Origin of the sequence: Nocardia niigatensis NBRC 100131 (assembly GCF_000308655.1) — a bacterium.
Taxonomy (GTDB): domain Bacteria; phylum Actinomycetota; class Actinomycetes; order Mycobacteriales; family Mycobacteriaceae; genus Nocardia; species Nocardia niigatensis.
On sequence record NZ_BAGC01000040.1, the window covers coordinates 64787 to 82833 of the forward strand.

Consider the following 18047-nt stretch of genomic DNA (forward strand, 5'->3'; position numbering starts at 1 on the left):
GTTTTCGCTCTTACGTCCGCAGTGCCGACAGTCCCGCCGCCAGCAGCGGCTCGACCCCTTCGCCCACGTGCTCGAACCCGGATCCCACGGTCTGTCCGTGAATGTGCCGGAAATGGATACCCTCGCTGATCACGGCCAGTTTGAACGAGGCCAGCGCGACATAGAACCCGATCTCGGACACATCGCGCCCCGTCCGCGCCGAATACCGTTCCAGTACTTCGGTTTCGGCCGGATAGCCGGGTGCGAGCCCGACATCGCTGACCCCGAGCATCCCGCGATCGCTCATGCGCTGATAGACCAGCAGCAGCCCGATATCGGTGAGCGGATCACCGAGTGTGGCCATCTCCCAGTCGATCACGGCCGCGACCCGGTCCTCGGCGTCGACGAGCACATTGTCGAGCCGGTAGTCGCCGTGCACGATGCCCGTGGCCGATTGCGCGGGCAGGTTCTTCGCCAGTAGGTCGTGCAGTTCGTCGGCGGCGGGCAGGTCCCGGCTGTAGGAGGCGTCGAGCTGCTTCTTCCAGCGGCGCACCTGCCGTTCCAGGAATCCGTCCGGCCGCCCGAAGTCGGCCAGCCCGACCGCGTCCGGGTCGACGGTGTGCAGAGCGGCCAGGGTGTCGATGAAACCGGTCACGATGACCCGCGTCCGGTCGACGCCGAGCTCTGCCAGTTCCGCCGCGTTGCGGTAGGGCGTGCCGACGATCCGTTCCATGACATAGAAAGGCGCGCCGATGATTTCGTCGTCCTGGCACAGCGCGAACGTGGCGGGTACCGGGACGGGGGTGTCCGCCAGCGCGGTGATCACCCGGTACTCGCGGGCCATGTCGTGCGCGGTGGCGAGCACGTGCCCCAGGGGCGGGCGCCGCAGGATCCACGCCGATTCGCCGTCGCTGATCTCATAGGTGAGATTGGACTTCCCGCCCGCGATCAACCGTCCGCGCAGCGGCCCGGTAACCAGGCCCGGCCGGGTCTCGGCCAGCCACACCGCGAGTCGTTCGAGATCCAGGCCGGGTAGCCCGGCTCGCTGATCGTCGCTCAATGTGTCTCCCGAATGCTCAGTGGCCGTCGCCGCCGGCCAGCAGCCGCGCCTGATAGTGCCGCATGCCCGACAGCCAGCGGTCGTAGTCCGCGCCCTTGCGACGGTACATCTCGAGCACCTCCGGATGAGGCAGGATGAGGAACCGCTCGTCATCGAGCGCGGCCATGACCAGCTCGGCCACCGCGTCGGGGGTCAGCACCGCGCCGGCGGAGGTGACCGCCCGGGTGGCGGCCACGCCGATGGCGTCCCCGGAGTTCTCCCCCGCCCGCAGCAGCGGGGTCTCCACACCCATCGGGCACAGGCAGCTGACCCGGACGCCCTGGTCACCGTAGGTGACCGACAGCCACTCGGCGAAACCCACGGCCGCGTGCTTGGTGACCGAGTATGCGGCCGAGCCGATCTGGGTCAGCAGCCCGGCCGCCGACGCCGTGCTGACGAAGTAGCCCTCGCCGCGTTCCACCCAGCCGGGGATCAGCAGACGCGCCGCGCGGATGTGGGCATTGAGATTGACGTCGAGGGTGGTCTCCCAATCCTTCTCGTCGCCGAGCCCGACCGGCCCGATCACGCCCGCATTGGCGAAATACAGGTCGACCGGCCCGAATTCGGCCTCGGCACGCGCGATGAGCTCCTCGATGCGGCCGGTGTCGGACACATCGGCGCCGACCGCCACGGCTGCCCCCGGGTACTCCGCCGTCAGCTCGGCCGCCACCGCGGCGGCGGCCTCGCCGTTCAGATCGGCGACGACGACCCGCGCTCCGGCCCGCACGAGCCGGGCGGCGATCGCGCCTCCGATGCCGCCACCACCTCCGGTGACGATGGCGTTCTTACCCGCGACCTGCACGTGTGCTCCCTCCGGCCTGAACCGGCGCCCGACCCGGACTGGATCGGAGCGACCGGCTGATGGAATATGAAACCTGCGTCGGATTCAAGTTCATGACCCGTCCGGCGTCAACCGGCCCGGCGGCGAGAGGTGAACGACCGATGCGGACAGCACATCTGGTGGACGAGTGGAAGAGGCTGGGCAGCACGCAGGTGGCGGCCAATGGCATCGAGCTGCGGGTGGTCGAGCACGGCACGGGGACGCCGGTGGTGTTCTGCCACGGGTTCCCGGAGCTCGGGTTCTCGTGGCGGCATCAGGTTTTCGCGCTGGCCGAGGCCGGATTCCGGACGCTCACCCCGGATATGCGCGGGTACGGCGGCAGTTCGCGGCCCGAGCGGATCGACGAGTACGACATGCTCACGGTGTGCGCGGATCTGGCCGGGCTGCTCGACGCCTACGGGCTCGAGGACGCGATCTTCGTGGGCCACGACTGGGGCGCGTCGGTGGTGTGGCACATGGCCCGCGAGTATCCGGAGCGGGTGCGGGCCGTGGCGGGGCTGAGCGTGCCCGCGACCCCGCGATCGTCGGGGCCGCCGGTATCGATCATGCGGGCGCGGCTGGGCGACGACTTCTACATGGTGTGGTTCCAGCAGCCCGGGGTCGCCGACGCGGTCCTGGCGGCGGACCCGCGGCGCACACTGCTGCAGGACGAGGTCCTGAGCGCCGCCACCTTCCTCGACACGTCCACGCCCGAACCGCCGCTGCCCGAGTGGCTGAGCGAACCCGAATTCGATTACTACGTCGATACTTTCACCGCCACCGGGTTCACCGGCGGGCTCAACTACTACCGCAATCTGGATCGCACCTGGGAGCGGACGGCGCATCTCGAGGGCGTGAAGATCGCCCAGCCGTCCCTGTTCATCGCCGGGTCCACCGATCCGGTCATCCGGTTCACGCCGATGGAGAAGATGTCGGCGCTGCTCAGCGATCTGCGCGGGACGGTCATCCTCGAGGGCGCCGGGCACTGGATCCAGCAGGAGCGGCCGGAGGAGGTCAACGCCGCGCTGATCGAATTCGTGCGCGGGCTCTGACCGCTATTCGGTCAGCTGCAGCGCGTTCACCCACAGCTGGGTCAGCGTGGTCACCAGCTTCTCGAACGGAATCCGTTGCTTCTGCACGTAAACCATGTACGCCATGCGGCTGACCATGGCCGAGAGCGCGTGCGCGGTGATCATCGGATCCAGGTCGGTGCTGGCCCGCCCGGACTCCTGCAGTTCGCGGATCATCCGGGCATTGCGCTGCGCGAACGCCTTGCCGCGTTCGACGCGCAGGCGGCGGAAGTTCTCGTCGATGTGGGCGACCTGCTCGAACAGCGCCATCAGGCGGGCATTGCGCTTGTAGGACAGCAGGTAGTCGCGGTTGGCGGCCTCGATGAGTGCGCGGGTATCGGTGATCCCACTGCGCTCACGCACATGCGGGTGCAGCATCTCCTCGGAGACCTGCTCGACCAACGCCGCGAAGATCTCCTCCTTGCTGTCGAAGTAGGTGTAGAAGGAGCCCGACGCCATGCCGGCGGTCTTGGAGATGTCGGCGATCTTGGCGTCGAGGTAGCCGTCGCGTTCGAACACCTCACGCGCGGCTGCGATCAGCGCGCTGCGGGTGCGCTGACCGCGTCGGGTGGGCGGGGCGGCGCGGCGGGACTCGCCCTCGCCTGCCATCGATTCGGACGCCAACACTGATCACTGCCTGTCGTTTCGCGGACAACTTTCCAGGCGGCCACCGTATCAACCCGGCGCGGCCGCAGGTGACCGCCGGTTACCGGGAGTGCGCGGCCAGGCGCCGGTCGATGACCGGCAGCGCGAACTCGGCCCAGCGAATATTCTCCTGTTCGAACGCGATTCCGCGCAGCAGGCTCAGGTACGGGCCGATGCGATCGACCTCGGCGAGGTAGGCCTGTTCGCTGCGCCCGTCCAGCAGACGGCCGCGAAGGCGTTCGTAGCGGGCCAGTTTCGCCTTCGACCATTCCAGCTTCTCGGCGACGGCCGCGCGCACCGCGGGGGCGTCCTCGGCCTCCATGGCCTGCACCTTCACCATCATCTCGTCGCGGATGGCGGTGGGTTTGGAGGGCTCGGCGATGAACGCGCGCAGCGCTGCCCGCCCGGCCGCGGTGATCGAGTGCAGGCGCTTGTTGGGGCGGCGTTCCTGCTCGACGACGCGGGTCTCGATGAGTCCCTCGGCGGCCATGCGCTCGAGCTCCTTGTAGAGCTGCTGTGGGGTGGCCTGCCAGAAGTTGGCGACCGAAGCGTCGAAGCCCTTGGCCAGGTCGTAGCCCGAGGCCTCGCCTTCCAGCAGGGTGGCCAGAACCGCGTTGCGTAGCGCCATCCGCCCAGGCTACCACCATCGGCGATTATTCAATTTATTGTCTAATTTGCCATCGAAATTTCTATAGTGCCGCGTATGAAGTGCGAATCAATTACTCAATTAATTGGTTACTGCAGCTGGGTAAGCAGGGCTGCGACGCGACTGTCATCGGCGTGGGCAATGCTGGATCGACGACGTCGCGAGTCGAGCGCCGCACGGACCGGCTGCACGCGGTGACACGCGCTCCTGGTCGCGGCCGGCCGGTTCGCTCGGGGGAGACTGGGCGGGTGGAGGATGCCGGGCTGGTGGTTGTGGTGGACGCGGCGAATGTGGTGGGTTCGCGGCCGGATGGGTGGTGGCGCGATCGGGCGGCGGCCGCGCGGCGGTTGCTCGGGGAGTTGGGGATGTTGCGGGAGCGGCTGCCCGGGGTGACGGATGTGGTCGTCGTGCTCGAAGGGGCTGCGAAGGCCGCTGCCGATGGCGCCGACGGCGAAGGGGCGGGATTGCGGGTGGTGCCCGCGGAGGGGTCCGGGGACGACACGATTGTGGAGGTGGTCGCGGCCGAGATCGAAAAGAGCACGGCCGGAACGGGATCGGTCACCGTGGTTACGGCCGATCGCGGGTTGCGAGCTCGGGTGGAGGCGCTCGGCGCTACGACGGTCGGTCCGAGTTGGCTGCGGAACGCCTTGGAGTAGTACCGGGCTGGGGGCCATACCCTGACCGCACCCTGAGGGCGCATCCCCCGCGGGTGGGATTTCCGGGCGGCGGTTTTTCGGTAGCTTCGGAATGGTGCAGCCGCCGTTGATCGTTCGCCTGCGCGGCGCATGCCTGGTGGTGGGCGTGCTCTGCGCATTCCTGCTCGGGTGGGGATTCGCGTCCGCGCCCGACGCCCGGGCCGATGGCGCGGTGAGCGGGGGTGATCTGACGGTGGCGCAATCGCTGGGGGCGCGCGAGCTCACGGTGGTGATCCGGCGGGCCGAACCGGGGCCGCTGCGGATCGAGGTGGTGAGCCATGCGGGGTCGGCGGCGGGGACGTTGAACGTGAGTGCCGCACCGGTCGATCAGGGTGGTGAGACCTCCTCGGGCACGGTCGAACTCGGTGACGAGCCGGGGCTCTACGCCACGACGCTGCGAGTGGATCACGCGGGGCCGTGGGAGCTGTCGGTCTCCGACGGTGAACGGACCGCACGGATTCCCTTCCTCGTCGCCGCGCGCGTCGTGACGCCTTGGGAGCGAGCGGCCTACGGGGGATTCTCCGCGGCGGGCGTGCTGCTGCTGGTGGCCCTGGGCACGGCGCTCATCTCGAAAAGGGGCTGGCCGACGCTGATTCCGGTGGGAGCGCTCATCGCCGCGCTGACCGTCGGAACCACGGGGGCGGTGCTGTCGTCGAGTGCGCCGCAGCCACGGCCGGCGGGCAGCCTGCTCGATCCCACCTCGGGCAATATCGGCAATCCCTTTCCGGAGCGCGATCTGCCGCTGACCACGAACTATTCACGCCCGCCGGTGAATCTGATCGTGCGGGCGCAGCCGGCGGCGGGGCAGCCGGCCGAGGTCCAGTTGTCGCTGACCGATTCGGCGACGGGGCGGCCCGTGGATGACCTGCTGGTCACCGATGACGCGCTGCTGCATCTCATGGTGGTCGGGCCGTCCGGGAAGTTCTGGCATCGGCATCCGATCCGCACCGGACCCGGGGAGTACCGGGTCAGCCTGGGGCTCGGGGAATCCGGTGACTACGCGGTCGCGGCCGAGATCGCCCGGCGTGGCGGCGGCGCGCAGTTGCTGCGGTCGGCCCTGCATGTGAGCGGTCAATCCGGTTCCGGCGCGGCCGATCCCGCGGCGAACGGGACCACCCTCACCACCACCGACACGGTCGCGGGCGAACCCGTCACGCTCACCGCCGCCTACGGCGGTGCCGCGGACCTGCAGCTCTGGCTCGGAATGGTGGGCCATCTCATCGCGGTCGGCCCACTGCCGGACGGTGCGCCCGCCGGGACCTCCGCGACGACCGCGCCGATCTGGGCGCACGCGCACGCCATGGCCCCGCTGCCCGCCGCCGGCGCCCAGCCGCCCGACGAGACGGTCGCCGCCTACGGCCCGAATGTGGCGTTCACCTTCACTTTTCCGCTGCCCGGCCGCTACCTGGTGTGGGCGCAGGCCGAGCGCGGCTATTCCGTCATGACCATTCCGACCACGGTCGATGTCCGAGCGGGGGTTCCGCAATGACCAGGCGCGCAGGACTGATCGCGGCGGTCGTCGTCGTGGTGGCCGCCCTGCTGACGTGGTGGCTGTGGCCGTCCGACCACGCGAAACCGGTGCAGCGCACTACCGCCGGGCCCTACCAGGTGCAGTGGAGCGTCTCCGACGGATCACCGCACACCGGCGACAACACCGTCGACCTCGATATCACCGACCAGCACGGCACCGCCGCGTCCCCGGATCGCGTCTCGGTGGAGCCCGCCATGCCGCAGATGGGGCATGCGCTCCCGCCGAGCACGGCCGCCGTCGTCTCGCCCGGCCACTACCGGGCGACGGTGACCCTGCCCATGCCGGGCCAGTGGGAGATTGCCGTGAAACTGTCCGGCACACCGGGATCCGGCAGCGCCATCTTCTCCGTCCAGGCCAACTGAATCGCAGGAAAGAGGATCAGGAGCAGATCATGGACCTCACCGCCAATGGTCGCGGGCTCACCGCCGAGGCGACCGCACCGATCACCATCCGCCCCTGGCTACCCGCGGCCATCCTGTTCGCGGCCAGCCTGACCTTCGCCGTCGGATCGACCTGGGACATCCAGTGGCACTCCGATGTCGGGCCCGACACGTTCTTCACCCTGCCGCACCTGTTCATCTACGCCAGTGCGGCGGTCGCCGGATTCACCGGTCTCACGGTCATTCTCGTCACCTCGGCGGCCGGCCGGGCGGGCCGGCGGGTGGACGGCGAACTGGGCGGGCCGGGCATCAACGTGTTCGGGCGGACGTTCACCGCGCCGCTCGGATACATGGTGGCGGCGCTGGGCGCGGCGTCGTTCCTGCTGTACGGGTTGTGGGATCTGTGGTGGCACAGCCTCTACGGGTTCGACGCGATCATCGACTCGCCGCCGCACATCGGACTGTTCCTGTCCAGCACCGTGATCTCGGTGGGCACGGTGATCGTGTTCGGGGCGGCGCGGGCGCATCGCTGGGGGCGGATCGGCGCGCTGTTCGCGCTGGCGCACCTGGCGACCTCGAGCACTGTCACCGCGCTGGCGGTGCAGCGGCTCAGCGCCGGGAACGTGCGGTGGACGGTCGCGGTCACCGCGTTCATGGTCGTGCTGCTGATGGTCGTGGGTGCCGGGTTCCTGCGGTGGGGCGCGACCGTCACCGCCGTGTTCTCCTCGGCGATCCAGGGCGTGTTCTGGTGGTTCGCGCCGTGGGCGGCGCGCACCTACGCCGATTTCGTGGGATTGCCGATGCGCGAACACATCCGGGGCATCCCGGCGACGCCGGCGTTGATTCCGTTCTGCCTGATTCCGGTGGGCATCGTCATCGATCTGCTCCTGCGCCGCGCCGCCGGCCCGGCACGCCTGCTGCCCGCGCTGGCGGGTGGGATCGGCGGCGCGATCATCGGCGGGTTCAATCCGGTTCAGCAGCGCATCATCTACGAAGTACACCCCTCGCACGCGTCCGTCATCATCGCCACCACGGTCGCCGCCGCCCTGCTGGGTGCACTCGGCGGCTTCCTGGGCTGGCGTTTCGGCGACATGCTGCGGCTGTCCGCCCCGTCCGAAAAGGTCAGCGCATGATCAACCGCCTGCTCGCCACCGCCGCAACGATTCTCGCGATCCTCGGCCTGACCGCCGGCACCGCCGCTACGGCGTCGGCGTATCAGCCGGTCAACATCGTGCACACCGAGCACGTGCAGGCCGGGTCGTACTCGCTGACGGTGGGGTTCAGCGAATGGCCTTTGCGCGCAATGCAATCGCTGGACTTCACCTTCATCCCCGACGGCGGCATCGAGGACAAGACCGGCACCCTCACCGAGTATCAGCCCAACGGCAAAGTCCGCCGCGCCGAACAACTCTCGCGGCATCCGCGCAAGCGCGACGTCTGGGGACTGGACGTCCGCTCCCTGGATCAGGAGGGCGCCTGGACCTTCCACTTCGTCATCGACGGCCCCCAGGGCCGCGGTGAAGGCGACCTGGCCAACCTCCCGGTTCTCCAGCAGCCCGGTCCCCCACTGGGGGTGAGCTGGGCCGTCAGCACTGTTCCGCTGATCGGCCTGATCGCCTTCCTGGCCTACGCCTGGCGCCGCACCCGCCGCCCGGCGGCGACGCCGCAGCCCGTCTGACGGTCAGTCGGTGTATCCGGCGAGCGCGCCCGCCTCGTAGGACCCACCCTGCTGATGCAGGATCACACCCATCCGGTTGGCGGCGTTGATCATGGCCACCAACGCCACCAGGGCCGCGGTCTGGTTGTCGTCGTAGTGCTTCCGAACCAGCGCCCAGGTCTCATCGGATACACCGAGGTGGGCATCCGCGAGCCGCGTGCCCTCCTCGGCGAAGGCCAGCGCCGCCTGTTCGGCCTCGCTGAACACCGACGACTCCCGCCACGTAGCCACCAGATTGATCCGCACCGCCGGCTCCCCCGCGGCGGCCAACTCTTTGGTGTGCGCATCCGTGCAGAACCCGCATCCATTGATCTGGCTGGCCCGCAAACTGACCATCTCCTGCGTCGACTTCGGCACCTCCGACTGCGTGATCACCAAACTCGCATTGGCAAACCGCTTCGAGAACTTCGCCCCGAGCTCATTGGCGAACATATCCAGCCGAGCACTCATAACGTCCATCTCCTTCATCGTCAGTAGGACGCCCATCAGGTGCCGCCGACCCCGAAAATGTGACACCCGACCGCTATGACCCATCCCACACCCGCCCCGTCGACCACGCCGCCACGGATGGACAGAACGGCGTATACCTGCCTTTGTGACCGATCTGCGTGACTTCCACAGGGTTTGCTACGCAGCCGCCGAGCAATCCAGCGGAAGAGTGGTCGAGTTCCGCGTTGCCACTGACGTAACGCTCAACTTCCACCAGGGCATCGTCACCCACTCTGAACGCCGGGCCGGAGTCGTCTGCCCACGTGATTCGAAGGTCCTCGCAGTCGCCGAACCTCGAACGATCGAATTCCTCGACAACGCACGCACGTCAGGCCCGCTGCCCTTCATCGAGGCCCCTGCCCTGGTGTGTGTCCTCCGTCGATGGCCAGAGTTCCACGTGCTCGACACAGCCGAACTCAACGGCCCGTTCGACCCGACAGCCTGGCCCGGCATCAACCCGACAGACATCGAGTACTGGCAGCCCGAGACCCTCGGCGAAGCCCTGTTCAATTACTGGGACTGAGGACTTCGACCCGAGGCGATAACCGCCTTACCCACGGGGCGGATGCACTTTCCGTCCAACCGTTCTCTGCGGCAACGTTTTCCCATCTCCGGCATCACCGCTCCGGGGAGTGTCGGCACTCGGTGCTACGGTCCTGTCTGCCAATGAGGGATGGGGAATCATGAGCTATACCGTCGCCGCCTGTGCCGTCGATCTCGACATGCTCGGCCGGATGATCGGCAGTGGTGACCAAGAGCTGGCCGAACACCTGCTGGAACGCTTGTCGGGCGAGCTCGGTGACATCGCTCGTGGGCGCGTGACTACCCAGGCGAATCGCTGTCCACACGACAGGCATTGGCGAACATGATTCTTGTGCCCGACTACGACAAGGGCGTACCGGACCATTACCCCGCCGCCTTGTACGGCTACATCTTCGACGCGCCATGTGCAAAAGCTAGGGTACGTGGCTCGATGACAACTACTGGAACAGCATGCGGTACAGCTGGCGACCTTCTGAAGCTCGGCATCACCACCGACACGGTGGGTGTGGAATACGAGTTTCAGAAGGGTGCCGATCGGATGCTGTTGTGCCGCAGAGATATCCGCTGGCGCGAACGCTAGTGGGGCCAGCACGCGGGAGCGGTGCTGTCCATCCAGCACTCCGAGCTGCCTGTGGGGACGAGCAGCGGGCCGAACATCCCCAACGCCATCGAGATGAAGTACATGTCTTCCAACCTTTCGCAATAGGAATAGAACCGGCACGGTAGTTCGCCTCCGCGTCGGTGGGCAGCCCCGACTCCCAGGGGCGTTGCGCATGGTCGACGGCCACGGTGGGTTCAGAGGTCCCGAACTCTCGGCTACCCCGTAGCCGGGAGGGCAGGCTGTCGGGATCTCGAAATGTGCGGTGGGCCTTGCACTGTGGCGGGGTCACTGACAGGTGAGGGAGGGCAACCGTGGGACGCATGATCGGTATCGATCTGGGGACGAGTAGTGCGCGGGCGAGCGTGCTGAAGGATGGACGGCCGGTGGTCATCGCCGGTCCGGTGAGCGGATCGGCGTCGCAGATGCTCGCGCGGCCGAAGCACGATGCGGAGGCGCGGCTCGGCGTACCGGTGACCGATGTGGTGGTGTCGATTTCGACGGCGTTCGGCGGGCGCCCACGAACGCAGCCACCTTTCCGCGCCCCGCGAGTCGCCCCGACTCCCCGGCCGTGAGTAACGGCGATGAGTAATTGGGCGGATTCCCCGGCGGTCACGGATCAATACTGTTGTGGTGTCGGCGCATTCGGGAGGAAAGGCGGCACGACGATGAATTCTCCGCACTGGCAGGGATCCGAGGCTTCACGGCGGGCGATACAGTCCGCCCAGGAATCGGGGCGGCTCGCGCGGCGGGGCGGAGATGGCGGCGCCGGCGGCGGATGCCTGGCGAGCACGCTCGTCGCACTGCTGATCGTCCTGGCCCTGCTGGGCCTCGCCGCACCGATCGCGTGGCAGATTCTCACCGAGGCCGGCCTGTAGAGCCACCCGCGGATGCACCACCCATCGAGCCGCTCGCGGCCTCCCGCGGAGAGGCCGAGCGGACACGCGGATGATCTCTTGCCGTATTCAGGCAGCCTCGGCGCCCGGATTCGCCTAGCGTGAGCAGGGTTGACGTCGAGAGGGGTCAAGGATGCGGGCCGGGATGCTGAGCGTGACGGAGCTGGTGGCACAGGTCGAGGCGGGAACGCTCGACACGGTGCTGGTGGCCATGACCGACATGCAGGGGCGGTTACAGGGAAAACGTTGTTCGGCACGGTATTTCGTCGAGGAGGTGCTGGATCAGGCGACCGAGGCGTGCAACTATCTGCTCGCCGTCGATGTGGAGATGACCACGGTCGAGGGCTACGAGATGTCGTCCTGGGACACCGGCTACGGCGATTTCGTGCTGCGGCCCGACCTGAACACACTGCGCCTGCTCCCGTGGTGGCCGGGTACCGCACTGGTGCTGTGCGATGTGGAGCAGGTGGATCCGCACGGCAGGCACGGGCAGCCGGTCGCCGCCTCGCCGCGGCAGGTGCTGCGCGCCCAGCTGGATCGCCTGGCCGAACGCGGTCTGTCCGCGTACGTCGGCACGGAACTCGAGTTCCTCGTGTTCGACGACAGCTACGAGTCCGCGTTCCGCGGCGGCTACCGCGACCTCACCCCCGCCAACCAGTACAACGTCGACTACTCCATGCTCGGCACGGCTCGCATCGAACCGCTGCTGCGCCGCATCCGCACCGAAATGGACGGCGCGGGAATGTATGTCGAGTCCGCCAAGGGCGAATGCAACCCAGGCCAGCACGAGATCGCCTTCCGTTACGACGAGGCGCTGACCACCTGCGACAACCACAGCATCTACAAGACCGGCGCCAAGGAGATCGCCGCCCAGGAGGGCCGCAGCATCACCTTCATGGCGAAATTCAATGAGCGGGAAGGCAATTCCTGCCACATCCACCTGAGCCTGCGCGGCAGTACGGGCGAGCCGGTCTTCGCCGATGGCGACAACCCCTCCGCCCTCATGCGGCACTTCATCGCGGGCCAGCTGGACTGCCTGCGCGAACTGACCTACCTACTCGCCCCGAACATCAACTCCTACAAACGATTTCAGGCCGGCAGCTTCGCGCCGACCGCGCTCGCCTGGGGTCGTGACAATCGCACCTGCGCCCTGCGCGTCGTGGGCCACGGCCCGTCCCTGCGCCTGGAGAACCGCATCCCGGGCGGCGATGTGAACCCCTACCTCGCCGTCGCCGCCGTCATCGCGGCCGGACTGCACGGCATCGAGCACAATCTTCCGCTCGAGCCCGAGTTTCACGGCAACGCCTACCGCTCGCACCGCCCGCGCGTCCCGCACACCCTTCGGGACGCCGCGCAGCTCTTCGGCGAGAGCAAGGTGGCGCAGAAGGCCTTCGGCCCGGAGGTGGTGCGGCACTACCGCAATGCTGCGCAGGTGGAGCTCGACGCCTACGACGCGGCGGTCACCGACTGGGAGCGGATCCGTGGCTTCGAACGACTCTGACCCAGGCCGCCGGCCCGTCATCGGCCTGCCCACCTACTCCGAACGCTCCCGCTTCGGCCACTGGGACGTCGACGCCGCGGTGCTGGCGCGCAGCTACATCGACCTGACCGAGCACGCGGGCGGCATCCCGGTCCTGTTGCCGCCCACCGGAACTCCGCGCCCCGAGCTCATCGAGCGGCTCGACGGCCTGGTGCTCACCGGCGGCGCGGACCTGGATCCCGCCCGCTACGGCGCGCCACCGCATCCCGCCACCCGCGGCCTGCGGCCCGACCGCGACGAATCCGAATTCGGCCTCTTCACGCTCGCCCTCGCCGCGGGCCTGCCGATCCTGGCCGTTTGCCGCGGACTGCAATTGGTGAACGTCGCCCTGGGCGGCACTCTGCTGCAACACGTCCCGGATACCGTCGGGCACACCGACCACTCCCGCTCGCCCGGTGTCTTCACGGTCAACACCGTCACCACGGTCCCCGGCAGCCGCCTCGCCGCCCTCGTGGGCCCCGAGGCGAAGGCGCACTGCCACCACCATCAGGCCATCGGCACGCTCGCCGCCGAGCTCACCGCCACCGGGCACACCGCGGACGGCATCATCGAGGCCGTGGAGACCCGTGACGGCCCGTTCCTGCTGGGCGTGCAGTGGCATCCGGAGGAGAACCCGTCCGACCTACGCCTGATGCGGGCCCTGGTCGACCATGCGGCACAGTATGGAAAGGAGCGAAACCCGTGACATCCACAGACATCATCGATCCCGCCACCGAGCAGGTGCTGGCCACCATCGACGCTGCCGACGCGGCCGCCACCGATGCCGCCATCGAACGCGCGCACCGCGCGACGGCGAGCTGGCGTGCGGTCTCCCCCGGCGACCGCGCACGCCTACTGCGCCGCTTCGCCGAGGCGGTCGACGCCGAGATCGAGCAGCTGGCCCGGCTCGAGGTCAGCAATGCCGGCCACACCATCGGCAATGCCCGCTGGGAGGCCGGCAATGTTCGCGACGTCCTGCACTACAGCGCCGGCATGCCGGAACGCTTGCTGGGCAATCAGATTCCGGTCGCGGGCGGCGTGAACATCACCTTCTGCGAGCCGCTGGGCGTGGTCGGCATCATCGTGCCCTGGAACTTCCCCATGCCCATCGCGGCCTGGGGCTTCGGCCCGGCACTGGCCGCCGGGAACACCGTGGTGCTCAAACCGGCCGAGCTCACCCCGCTCACCGCCATCCGGCTCGGGGAGCTCGCCGTGGAAGCGGGTCTGCCACCGGATGTCTTCCAGGTGATCCCGGGCCGCGGCGCGGTCGTCGGGGCCCGCTTCGTCACCCACCCGGCCGTGCGCAAGGTGGTGTTCACCGGTTCCACCGAGGTGGGCAAGCAGATCATGGTCGGCTGCGCCGACCAGGTGAAGCGGGTGACCCTCGAATTGGGCGGCAAGAGCGCCAATATCGTGTTCGCCGACGCGGACCTCGAGCGCGCCGCCGCCACCGCACCCTACGGGGTGTTCGACAATGCCGGCCAGGACTGCTGCGCTCGATCCCGGATCCTGGTGCAGCGCAGCGTCTTCGATCGCTTCCTGGAACTGCTCGAACCGGCCGTCCAGGGCGTACGGGTCGGCGATCCGGCCGACGAGTCGACCGAGATGGGCCCGCTCATCTCGGCCGCCCACCGCGACCGCGTCGCCGGATTCCTGGAACCGTCGACCGAGGTGGCGTTCACCGGCACCCGCCCCGACGGCCCCGGATTCTGGTTCGCGCCCACGGTCGTCCTCCCGTCGAGCCCCGAGGACCGGGTACTCACCGAGGAGGTGTTCGGACCGGTGGTGGCCGTGCTGCCCTTCGAGGACGAAGCCGATGCCCTGCACCTCGCCAACGACACCGAGTACGGCCTGTCCGGCTCCATCTGGACCTCCGATGTCGGGCGCGCGCTGCGGGTGGCCCGCGGCGTCGAGGCCGGGAACCTGTCGGTGAATTCCCATTCCTCCGTGCGCTATTGGACGCCGTTCGGCGGATTCAAGCAGTCCGGTCTGGGCCGCGAACTCGGCCCGGACGCCGCGCGCGCCTTCACCGAGACCAAGAACGTCTTCCTCGCCACCGAATGAATCCGCCCGCCCCTCATCGAAGGAGATACGTTGCAGCGCTTACAGGATCGAGTCGCGGTCGTCACCGGCGGCGGCAGCGGCATCGGCCTCGCCACCGTCCGGCGCTTCGCCCAGGAGGGCGCGAAGGTCGTGGTCGCCGATATCGACGCCGCCGCCGGTGAGGCCGCCGCAGCCGAGGTCGGCGGGCTCTACGTGAAGGTCGACGTCACCGACGAGGACCAGGTGCGGGCCATGTTCCAGGCCGCCGTCGACACCTACGGCGGCCTCGACATCGCTTTCAACAACGCGGGCATCTCACCGCCGGAGGACGATTCGATCCTCACCACCGGCCTCGACGCCTGGAAGCGGGTGCAGGAGGTCAATCTGACCTCGGTGTACCTGTGCAGCAAGTACGCCATCGAGCACATGCTCGTGCGCGGCAAGGGCTCGGTCATCAATACCGCGTCCTTCGTGGCCGTCATGGGCGCGGCCACCTCGCAGATCTCCTACACCGCCTCCAAGGGCGGCGTGCTGGCCATGAGCCGGGAATTGGGAGTCCAGTTCGCGCGCCAGGGCATTCGCGTGAACGCGCTGTGCCCCGGCCCCGTCAACACCCCCCTGCTGCGGGAGCTGTTCGCCAAGGATCCCGAGCGCGCCGCCCGCCGCCTGGTACACATTCCCACCGGCCGCTTCGCCGAGCCGGAGGAGATCGCCGCCGCCGTGGCCTTCCTCGCCAGCGACGATTCCTCCTTCATCACCGCCTCGCAGTTCCTGGTCGACGGCGGCATCTCGGGCGCGTACGTCACCCCGCTGTAGCCCAACGCATTTCAGGCGCTGACCGGGGCCTCCTCGGCCTCCGGCGGCTCCTCCACCGTCCGTTTGGGCCCGGTGAACCAGCGCCGGGCCGAGACGAACCACCAGATCGCGATCGCGCCCACCACGCCGACCAGGGTGAGGGGCGCGTAATTCACCGCGTTCCAGGTGAATCCGTCCACCCACGGATAGCCGTGGTCGTCGGTGGGCAGGATGAACAGCACACTGATGATCACGATCCAGATCAGCGCGATGATCCCGATCGGCCGATACCAGCGGCCCAGCTGCCACGGGCCGGCCTGGAATCGGTTGCCGCGCAACAGCCGCAGCAGCACCGGAATCCCGTAGGCGATGTACAGACCGATGGTGGCCACCGAGGTGGCGGCGGCATACGCGGTCGGGGCATTGGCAGCGGGCACCAGCATCGACGGAATCAGCAGCATGAACGCGAACACCGAGACGAAGAAGACCGCGTTCACCGGAACCCTCCGCACCGACAGTTTCGCCCAGAGCCTGGACCCCGGCACCGCGCCGTCGCGCGCGAACGCGAACAGCATGCGCGAGGCCGCGGTGACCGAGGCGTAGCCGCAGAACAATTGGGCGACGGCGGCGATGATCAGCAGCAGCCCCGACCAGAACGAATTCAGCGAATTCTGCAGGATGTAGATGACCGGATATCCGCTGTTCTTCGTCGGGTCGAGCGCGTCGTCGAGATTCGGGATCGCGAAGGTCACCGCCATGATGAGCAGATAGCCCGCGACCGCCGACACCACAATCGTGTTGATGATCCCCTTGGCCGCCATGCGGGAAGCATCGTGCGTCTCCTCCGACATGTGCGCCGAGGCGTCGTACCCGGTGAACGTGTACTGCGCGTGCAGCAGCCCGAGCAGGAAACTGAACGCCACGCCGCCGAACCCGATCGCGCTGTTGTCCACGGTCTTGGTGAACACGAACCCGATGCTCTGATGGTGGCGCGCACCGAAACCCAGCACCACCACGAAGATGGCCACACCGCCCACATGCCACCAGGCCGACACATTGCTGATGACCGCCGACAGGTGCGGGCCGATGATGTTCAGCACCGCGTGCAGCACCAGGATCCCGGTGAACACCGCGAAGATGGCGTTGCGGTCGGTCCCGATATCCCAGCCGATCACGTTGAGTACCACGGTGGTGAAAATGGCCGCGCCGTAATCGATGGCCGCGGTCACCGCGATCTGCCCGATCAGGTTGAACCAGCCGGTGAACCAACCCCACATCGGGCCGCCCAGCTCCGACGCCCACCAGTAGAGCCCGCCGGAGGTCGGGTAGGCCGAGGCCAATTCGGCCATGGCCAGCCCGACGAACAACACCATCACCGAGACCAGCGGCCAGCCCCACGCCATGGTGATCGGCCCGCCATTGGACAGGCCGATCCCATAGCTCGCCAGGCCACCGGTGAGAATCGAGACAATGGTGAAACTGATGGCGAAATTGGAGAATCCGGACCAGGATCGCGCCAATTCCTGTTTGTAACCGAGTTCGGCGAGCCGCCGTTCATCATCGGATCGAGGCTGAGTTGCGGTCATGCTAGCTCCCGAGTGAAAACGCCGCCCTCACACGGCGTTTGCCAGGAGCCCAGTGTGCGGTAATCCGGTCCCGAACGCAGGCCAACGGGCAAACTAGTCGGCCGGTCCGGAAACCCAGGGGAGCGCGCGGCGCGGGACGTCACCGCGGCGCGGCTTCCGTCCCGCCGTGGAATGGGCGCGGGCGCCGAGCTTTTCGGCGATGGCCGGCCGCTCGGGACAGCTCGCGACGGGCGCCCGCGGTCAGCACCCCGGCGGGCAGGGTCAGGTGAATCAGCGGCATCTACGTGTTCCTTCGCTTCCGATCGGCTGCCTATAACAGTCGTTATGATCGAGGGACGGTACGCTATGACGGTTGTTATAGACAGGGAGGAAGTCGATGGCGGGGACGCCGGGCGAGACCGCGGATTCGCGCGGGAAACTCGTAGCCGGGGCGGCCGACATGATCCGGCGGCGCGGTCTGAACGCGACCAGCGTGCGCGAGCTGGCCAGGTACGCCCGCGCGCCGCTGGGATCGACCTACCATTACTTCCCCGGCGGCAAGACCCAGCTCGCGACCGAGGCGGTCACCTTCGCGGGAGATCTCGCGGCGACGCTGCTCGCCCGGGAACTGGAGAAGGGGCCGATCAACGGACTGCGGGCCTTCCTGCACATGTGGCGGAAGGTCGTGGTGGACAACGAATTCCGCGCCGGCTGCCCTGTGCTCGCAGTCGCCGTGGAGGACCTGCCCGAGGCCGAGGGCGCGCCGCGCGAGGCGGCCGCGGCGGCGTTCGGTCGCTGGACCGAGCTACTGGCCGACTCCATGTGCGGACATGGGGCCGAGCGGGCCGAGGCCGAGCACACGGCGACCCTGATCGTCGCCGCCGTCGAAGGAAGCGTGGCCATGTGCCGGGCACAGCAGAGTGTCGAGCCCCTGGACCGGATAGCCGCACAGCTGGAACCGCTTGTGCGGTCGACGATTTCGCGCCACCGGACCTGAAGCTCGAACCGGCGGTCCCG

Annotated in this window: 22 protein-coding genes; 16 read left to right on the forward strand and 6 right to left on the reverse strand. The window is 68.3% G+C overall.

Annotation, left to right across the window (positions count from 1 at the left end):
* Positions 1–10: 10 nt before the first annotated feature.
* A complete protein-coding gene (locus ON33_RS13010; RefSeq protein ID WP_040858782.1) occupies positions 11–1039 on the reverse strand; it encodes a phosphotransferase family protein in 1029 nt (342 codons plus the stop codon).
* Between the two features lie 16 nt (positions 1040–1055).
* Entirely contained in the window at positions 1056–1880 is an 825-nt protein-coding gene (locus tag ON33_RS13015) for an SDR family oxidoreductase (RefSeq protein WP_040858783.1), read from the reverse strand.
* 140 nt (positions 1881–2020) lie between these two features.
* Between ON33_RS13015 and ON33_RS13020 the strand changes: the two genes are divergently transcribed.
* A complete protein-coding gene (locus ON33_RS13020) occupies positions 2021–2950 on the forward strand; it encodes an alpha/beta fold hydrolase (protein ID WP_051152163.1) in 930 nt (309 codons plus the stop codon).
* A gap of 3 nt (positions 2951–2953) precedes the next feature.
* Here the strand turns inward: ON33_RS13020 and ON33_RS13025 are convergent, their stop codons facing one another.
* Positions 2954–3577, reverse strand: a complete 624-nt coding sequence (locus tag ON33_RS13025; protein ID WP_040858784.1) for a TetR/AcrR family transcriptional regulator — start codon at positions 3575–3577, stop codon at positions 2954–2956.
* Positions 3578–3674: 97 nt separating this feature from the next.
* A complete protein-coding gene (locus tag ON33_RS13030) occupies positions 3675–4241 on the reverse strand; it encodes a PadR family transcriptional regulator (RefSeq protein ID WP_040858785.1) in 567 nt (188 codons plus the stop codon).
* Between the two features lie 266 nt (positions 4242–4507).
* On the opposite strand from ON33_RS13030, the gene ON33_RS13035 reads away from it, so the two are divergent.
* The 5 genes from ON33_RS13035 (at position 4508) to ON33_RS13055 (ending at position 8543) form a co-directional block, all read left to right on the forward strand.
* Entirely contained in the window at positions 4508–4915 is a 408-nt protein-coding gene (locus ON33_RS13035; RefSeq protein ID WP_040858786.1) for a hypothetical protein, read from the forward strand.
* A gap of 94 nt (positions 4916–5009) precedes the next feature.
* Positions 5010–6443 (forward strand): DUF8832 domain-containing protein, encoded by a 1434-nt coding sequence (locus ON33_RS13040; protein ID WP_245550510.1) that lies wholly within the window; start codon positions 5010–5012, stop codon positions 6441–6443.
* Positions 6440–6847, forward strand: a complete 408-nt coding sequence (locus ON33_RS13045; protein ID WP_040858787.1) for a FixH family protein — start codon at positions 6440–6442, stop codon at positions 6845–6847. The genes ON33_RS13040 and ON33_RS13045 overlap by 4 nt, the downstream gene beginning before the upstream one ends.
* A gap of 29 nt (positions 6848–6876) precedes the next feature.
* Entirely contained in the window at positions 6877–7998 is a 1122-nt protein-coding gene (locus ON33_RS13050; protein ID WP_040858788.1) for a hypothetical protein, read from the forward strand.
* The gene (locus ON33_RS13055) at positions 7995–8543 is read left to right on the forward strand and encodes a hypothetical protein (RefSeq protein ID WP_040858789.1); all 549 of its coding nucleotides are present in this window, start codon (positions 7995–7997) and stop codon (positions 8541–8543) included. Before ON33_RS13050 ends, ON33_RS13055 begins: the two co-directional genes overlap by 4 nt.
* A gap of 3 nt (positions 8544–8546) precedes the next feature.
* On the opposite strand, the gene ON33_RS13060 is transcribed toward ON33_RS13055, so the two are convergent.
* Positions 8547–9032: a carboxymuconolactone decarboxylase family protein gene (locus ON33_RS13060; protein WP_040859159.1), complete on the reverse strand. Its 486-nt coding sequence runs from the start codon at positions 9030–9032 to the stop codon at positions 8547–8549.
* 145 nt (positions 9033–9177) lie between these two features.
* Between ON33_RS13060 and ON33_RS13065 the strand changes: the two genes are divergently transcribed.
* The 9 genes from ON33_RS13065 to ON33_RS13105 all read left to right on the forward strand — a co-directional run bounded on the left by ON33_RS13065 (position 9178) and on the right by ON33_RS13105 (position 15486).
* A complete protein-coding gene (locus ON33_RS13065; protein WP_040858790.1) occupies positions 9178–9594 on the forward strand; it encodes a hypothetical protein in 417 nt (138 codons plus the stop codon).
* Positions 9595–9754: 160 nt separating this feature from the next.
* Positions 9755–9940, forward strand: a complete 186-nt coding sequence (locus ON33_RS41175) for a hypothetical protein (RefSeq protein ID WP_157184509.1) — start codon at positions 9755–9757, stop codon at positions 9938–9940.
* A gap of 5 nt (positions 9941–9945) precedes the next feature.
* Positions 9946–10194, forward strand: a complete 249-nt coding sequence (locus tag ON33_RS13075; RefSeq protein ID WP_157184510.1) for a hypothetical protein — start codon at positions 9946–9948, stop codon at positions 10192–10194.
* 332 nt (positions 10195–10526) lie between these two features.
* On the forward strand, positions 10527–10787 hold the full coding sequence (locus tag ON33_RS13080) for a hypothetical protein (RefSeq protein ID WP_157184511.1): 261 nt from the start codon (positions 10527–10529) through the stop codon (positions 10785–10787).
* Between the two features lie 93 nt (positions 10788–10880).
* The gene (locus ON33_RS13085) at positions 10881–11090 is read left to right on the forward strand and encodes a hypothetical protein (RefSeq protein WP_040858794.1); all 210 of its coding nucleotides are present in this window, start codon (positions 10881–10883) and stop codon (positions 11088–11090) included.
* A gap of 163 nt (positions 11091–11253) precedes the next feature.
* Positions 11254–12609, forward strand: a complete 1356-nt coding sequence (locus ON33_RS13090) for a glutamine synthetase family protein (RefSeq protein WP_174391519.1) — start codon at positions 11254–11256, stop codon at positions 12607–12609.
* Positions 12590–13333, forward strand: coding sequence for a gamma-glutamyl-gamma-aminobutyrate hydrolase family protein (locus tag ON33_RS13095; RefSeq protein WP_040858796.1), 744 nt, complete (start codon positions 12590–12592; stop codon positions 13331–13333). The genes ON33_RS13090 and ON33_RS13095 overlap by 20 nt, the downstream gene beginning before the upstream one ends.
* Positions 13330–14691: an aldehyde dehydrogenase family protein gene (locus ON33_RS13100; RefSeq protein ID WP_040858797.1), complete on the forward strand. Its 1362-nt coding sequence runs from the start codon at positions 13330–13332 to the stop codon at positions 14689–14691. Before ON33_RS13095 ends, ON33_RS13100 begins: the two co-directional genes overlap by 4 nt.
* 15 nt (positions 14692–14706) lie before the next feature.
* Positions 14707–15486 carry a 3-oxoacyl-ACP reductase gene (locus tag ON33_RS13105; RefSeq protein WP_373281028.1) on the forward strand — a complete coding sequence of 260 codons (780 nt, stop codon included), beginning with the start codon at positions 14707–14709 and terminating at the stop codon, positions 15484–15486.
* Positions 15487–15497: 11 nt separating this feature from the next.
* Here ON33_RS13105 and ON33_RS13110 read toward each other — a convergent pair whose 3' ends face one another.
* Positions 15498–17051, reverse strand: coding sequence for an amino acid permease (locus tag ON33_RS13110; protein WP_040858799.1), 1554 nt, complete (start codon positions 17049–17051; stop codon positions 15498–15500).
* A gap of 376 nt (positions 17052–17427) precedes the next feature.
* Between ON33_RS13110 and ON33_RS13115 the strand changes: the two genes are divergently transcribed.
* Complete coding sequence (locus ON33_RS13115; protein ID WP_040858800.1) at positions 17428–18027, forward strand: TetR/AcrR family transcriptional regulator; 600 nt, start codon at positions 17428–17430, stop codon at positions 18025–18027.
* The last annotated feature ends 20 nt before the right edge of the window (positions 18028–18047 follow it).

Bases quoted from the DNA above. Each gene is read 5' to 3' on its own strand.
- ON33_RS13020 (WP_051152163.1), top strand. From the start codon at position 2,021: ATGCGGACAGCACATCTGGTGGACGAGTGGAAGAGGCTGGGCAGCACG.
- ON33_RS13025 (WP_040858784.1), bottom strand. From the start codon at position 3,577: ATGGCAGGCGAGGGCGAGTCCCGCCGCGCCGCCCCGCCCACCCGACGC.
- ON33_RS13030 (WP_040858785.1), bottom strand. From the start codon at position 4,241: ATGGCGCTACGCAACGCGGTTCTGGCCACCCTGCTGGAAGGCGAGGCC.
- ON33_RS13045 (WP_040858787.1), top strand. From the start codon at position 6,440: ATGACCAGGCGCGCAGGACTGATCGCGGCGGTCGTCGTCGTGGTGGCC.
- ON33_RS13050 (WP_040858788.1), top strand. From the start codon at position 6,877: ATGGACCTCACCGCCAATGGTCGCGGGCTCACCGCCGAGGCGACCGCA.
- ON33_RS13055 (WP_040858789.1), top strand. From the start codon at position 7,995: ATGATCAACCGCCTGCTCGCCACCGCCGCAACGATTCTCGCGATCCTC.
- ON33_RS13060 (WP_040859159.1), bottom strand. From the start codon at position 9,032: ATGAGTGCTCGGCTGGATATGTTCGCCAATGAGCTCGGGGCGAAGTTC.
- ON33_RS41175 (WP_157184509.1), top strand. From the start codon at position 9,755: ATGAGCTATACCGTCGCCGCCTGTGCCGTCGATCTCGACATGCTCGGC.
- ON33_RS13085 (WP_040858794.1), top strand. From the start codon at position 10,881: ATGAATTCTCCGCACTGGCAGGGATCCGAGGCTTCACGGCGGGCGATA.
- ON33_RS13090 (WP_174391519.1), top strand. From the start codon at position 11,254: ATGCTGAGCGTGACGGAGCTGGTGGCACAGGTCGAGGCGGGAACGCTC.
- ON33_RS13110 (WP_040858799.1), bottom strand. From the start codon at position 17,051: ATGACCGCAACTCAGCCTCGATCCGATGATGAACGGCGGCTCGCCGAA.
- ON33_RS13115 (WP_040858800.1), top strand. From the start codon at position 17,428: ATGGCGGGGACGCCGGGCGAGACCGCGGATTCGCGCGGGAAACTCGTA.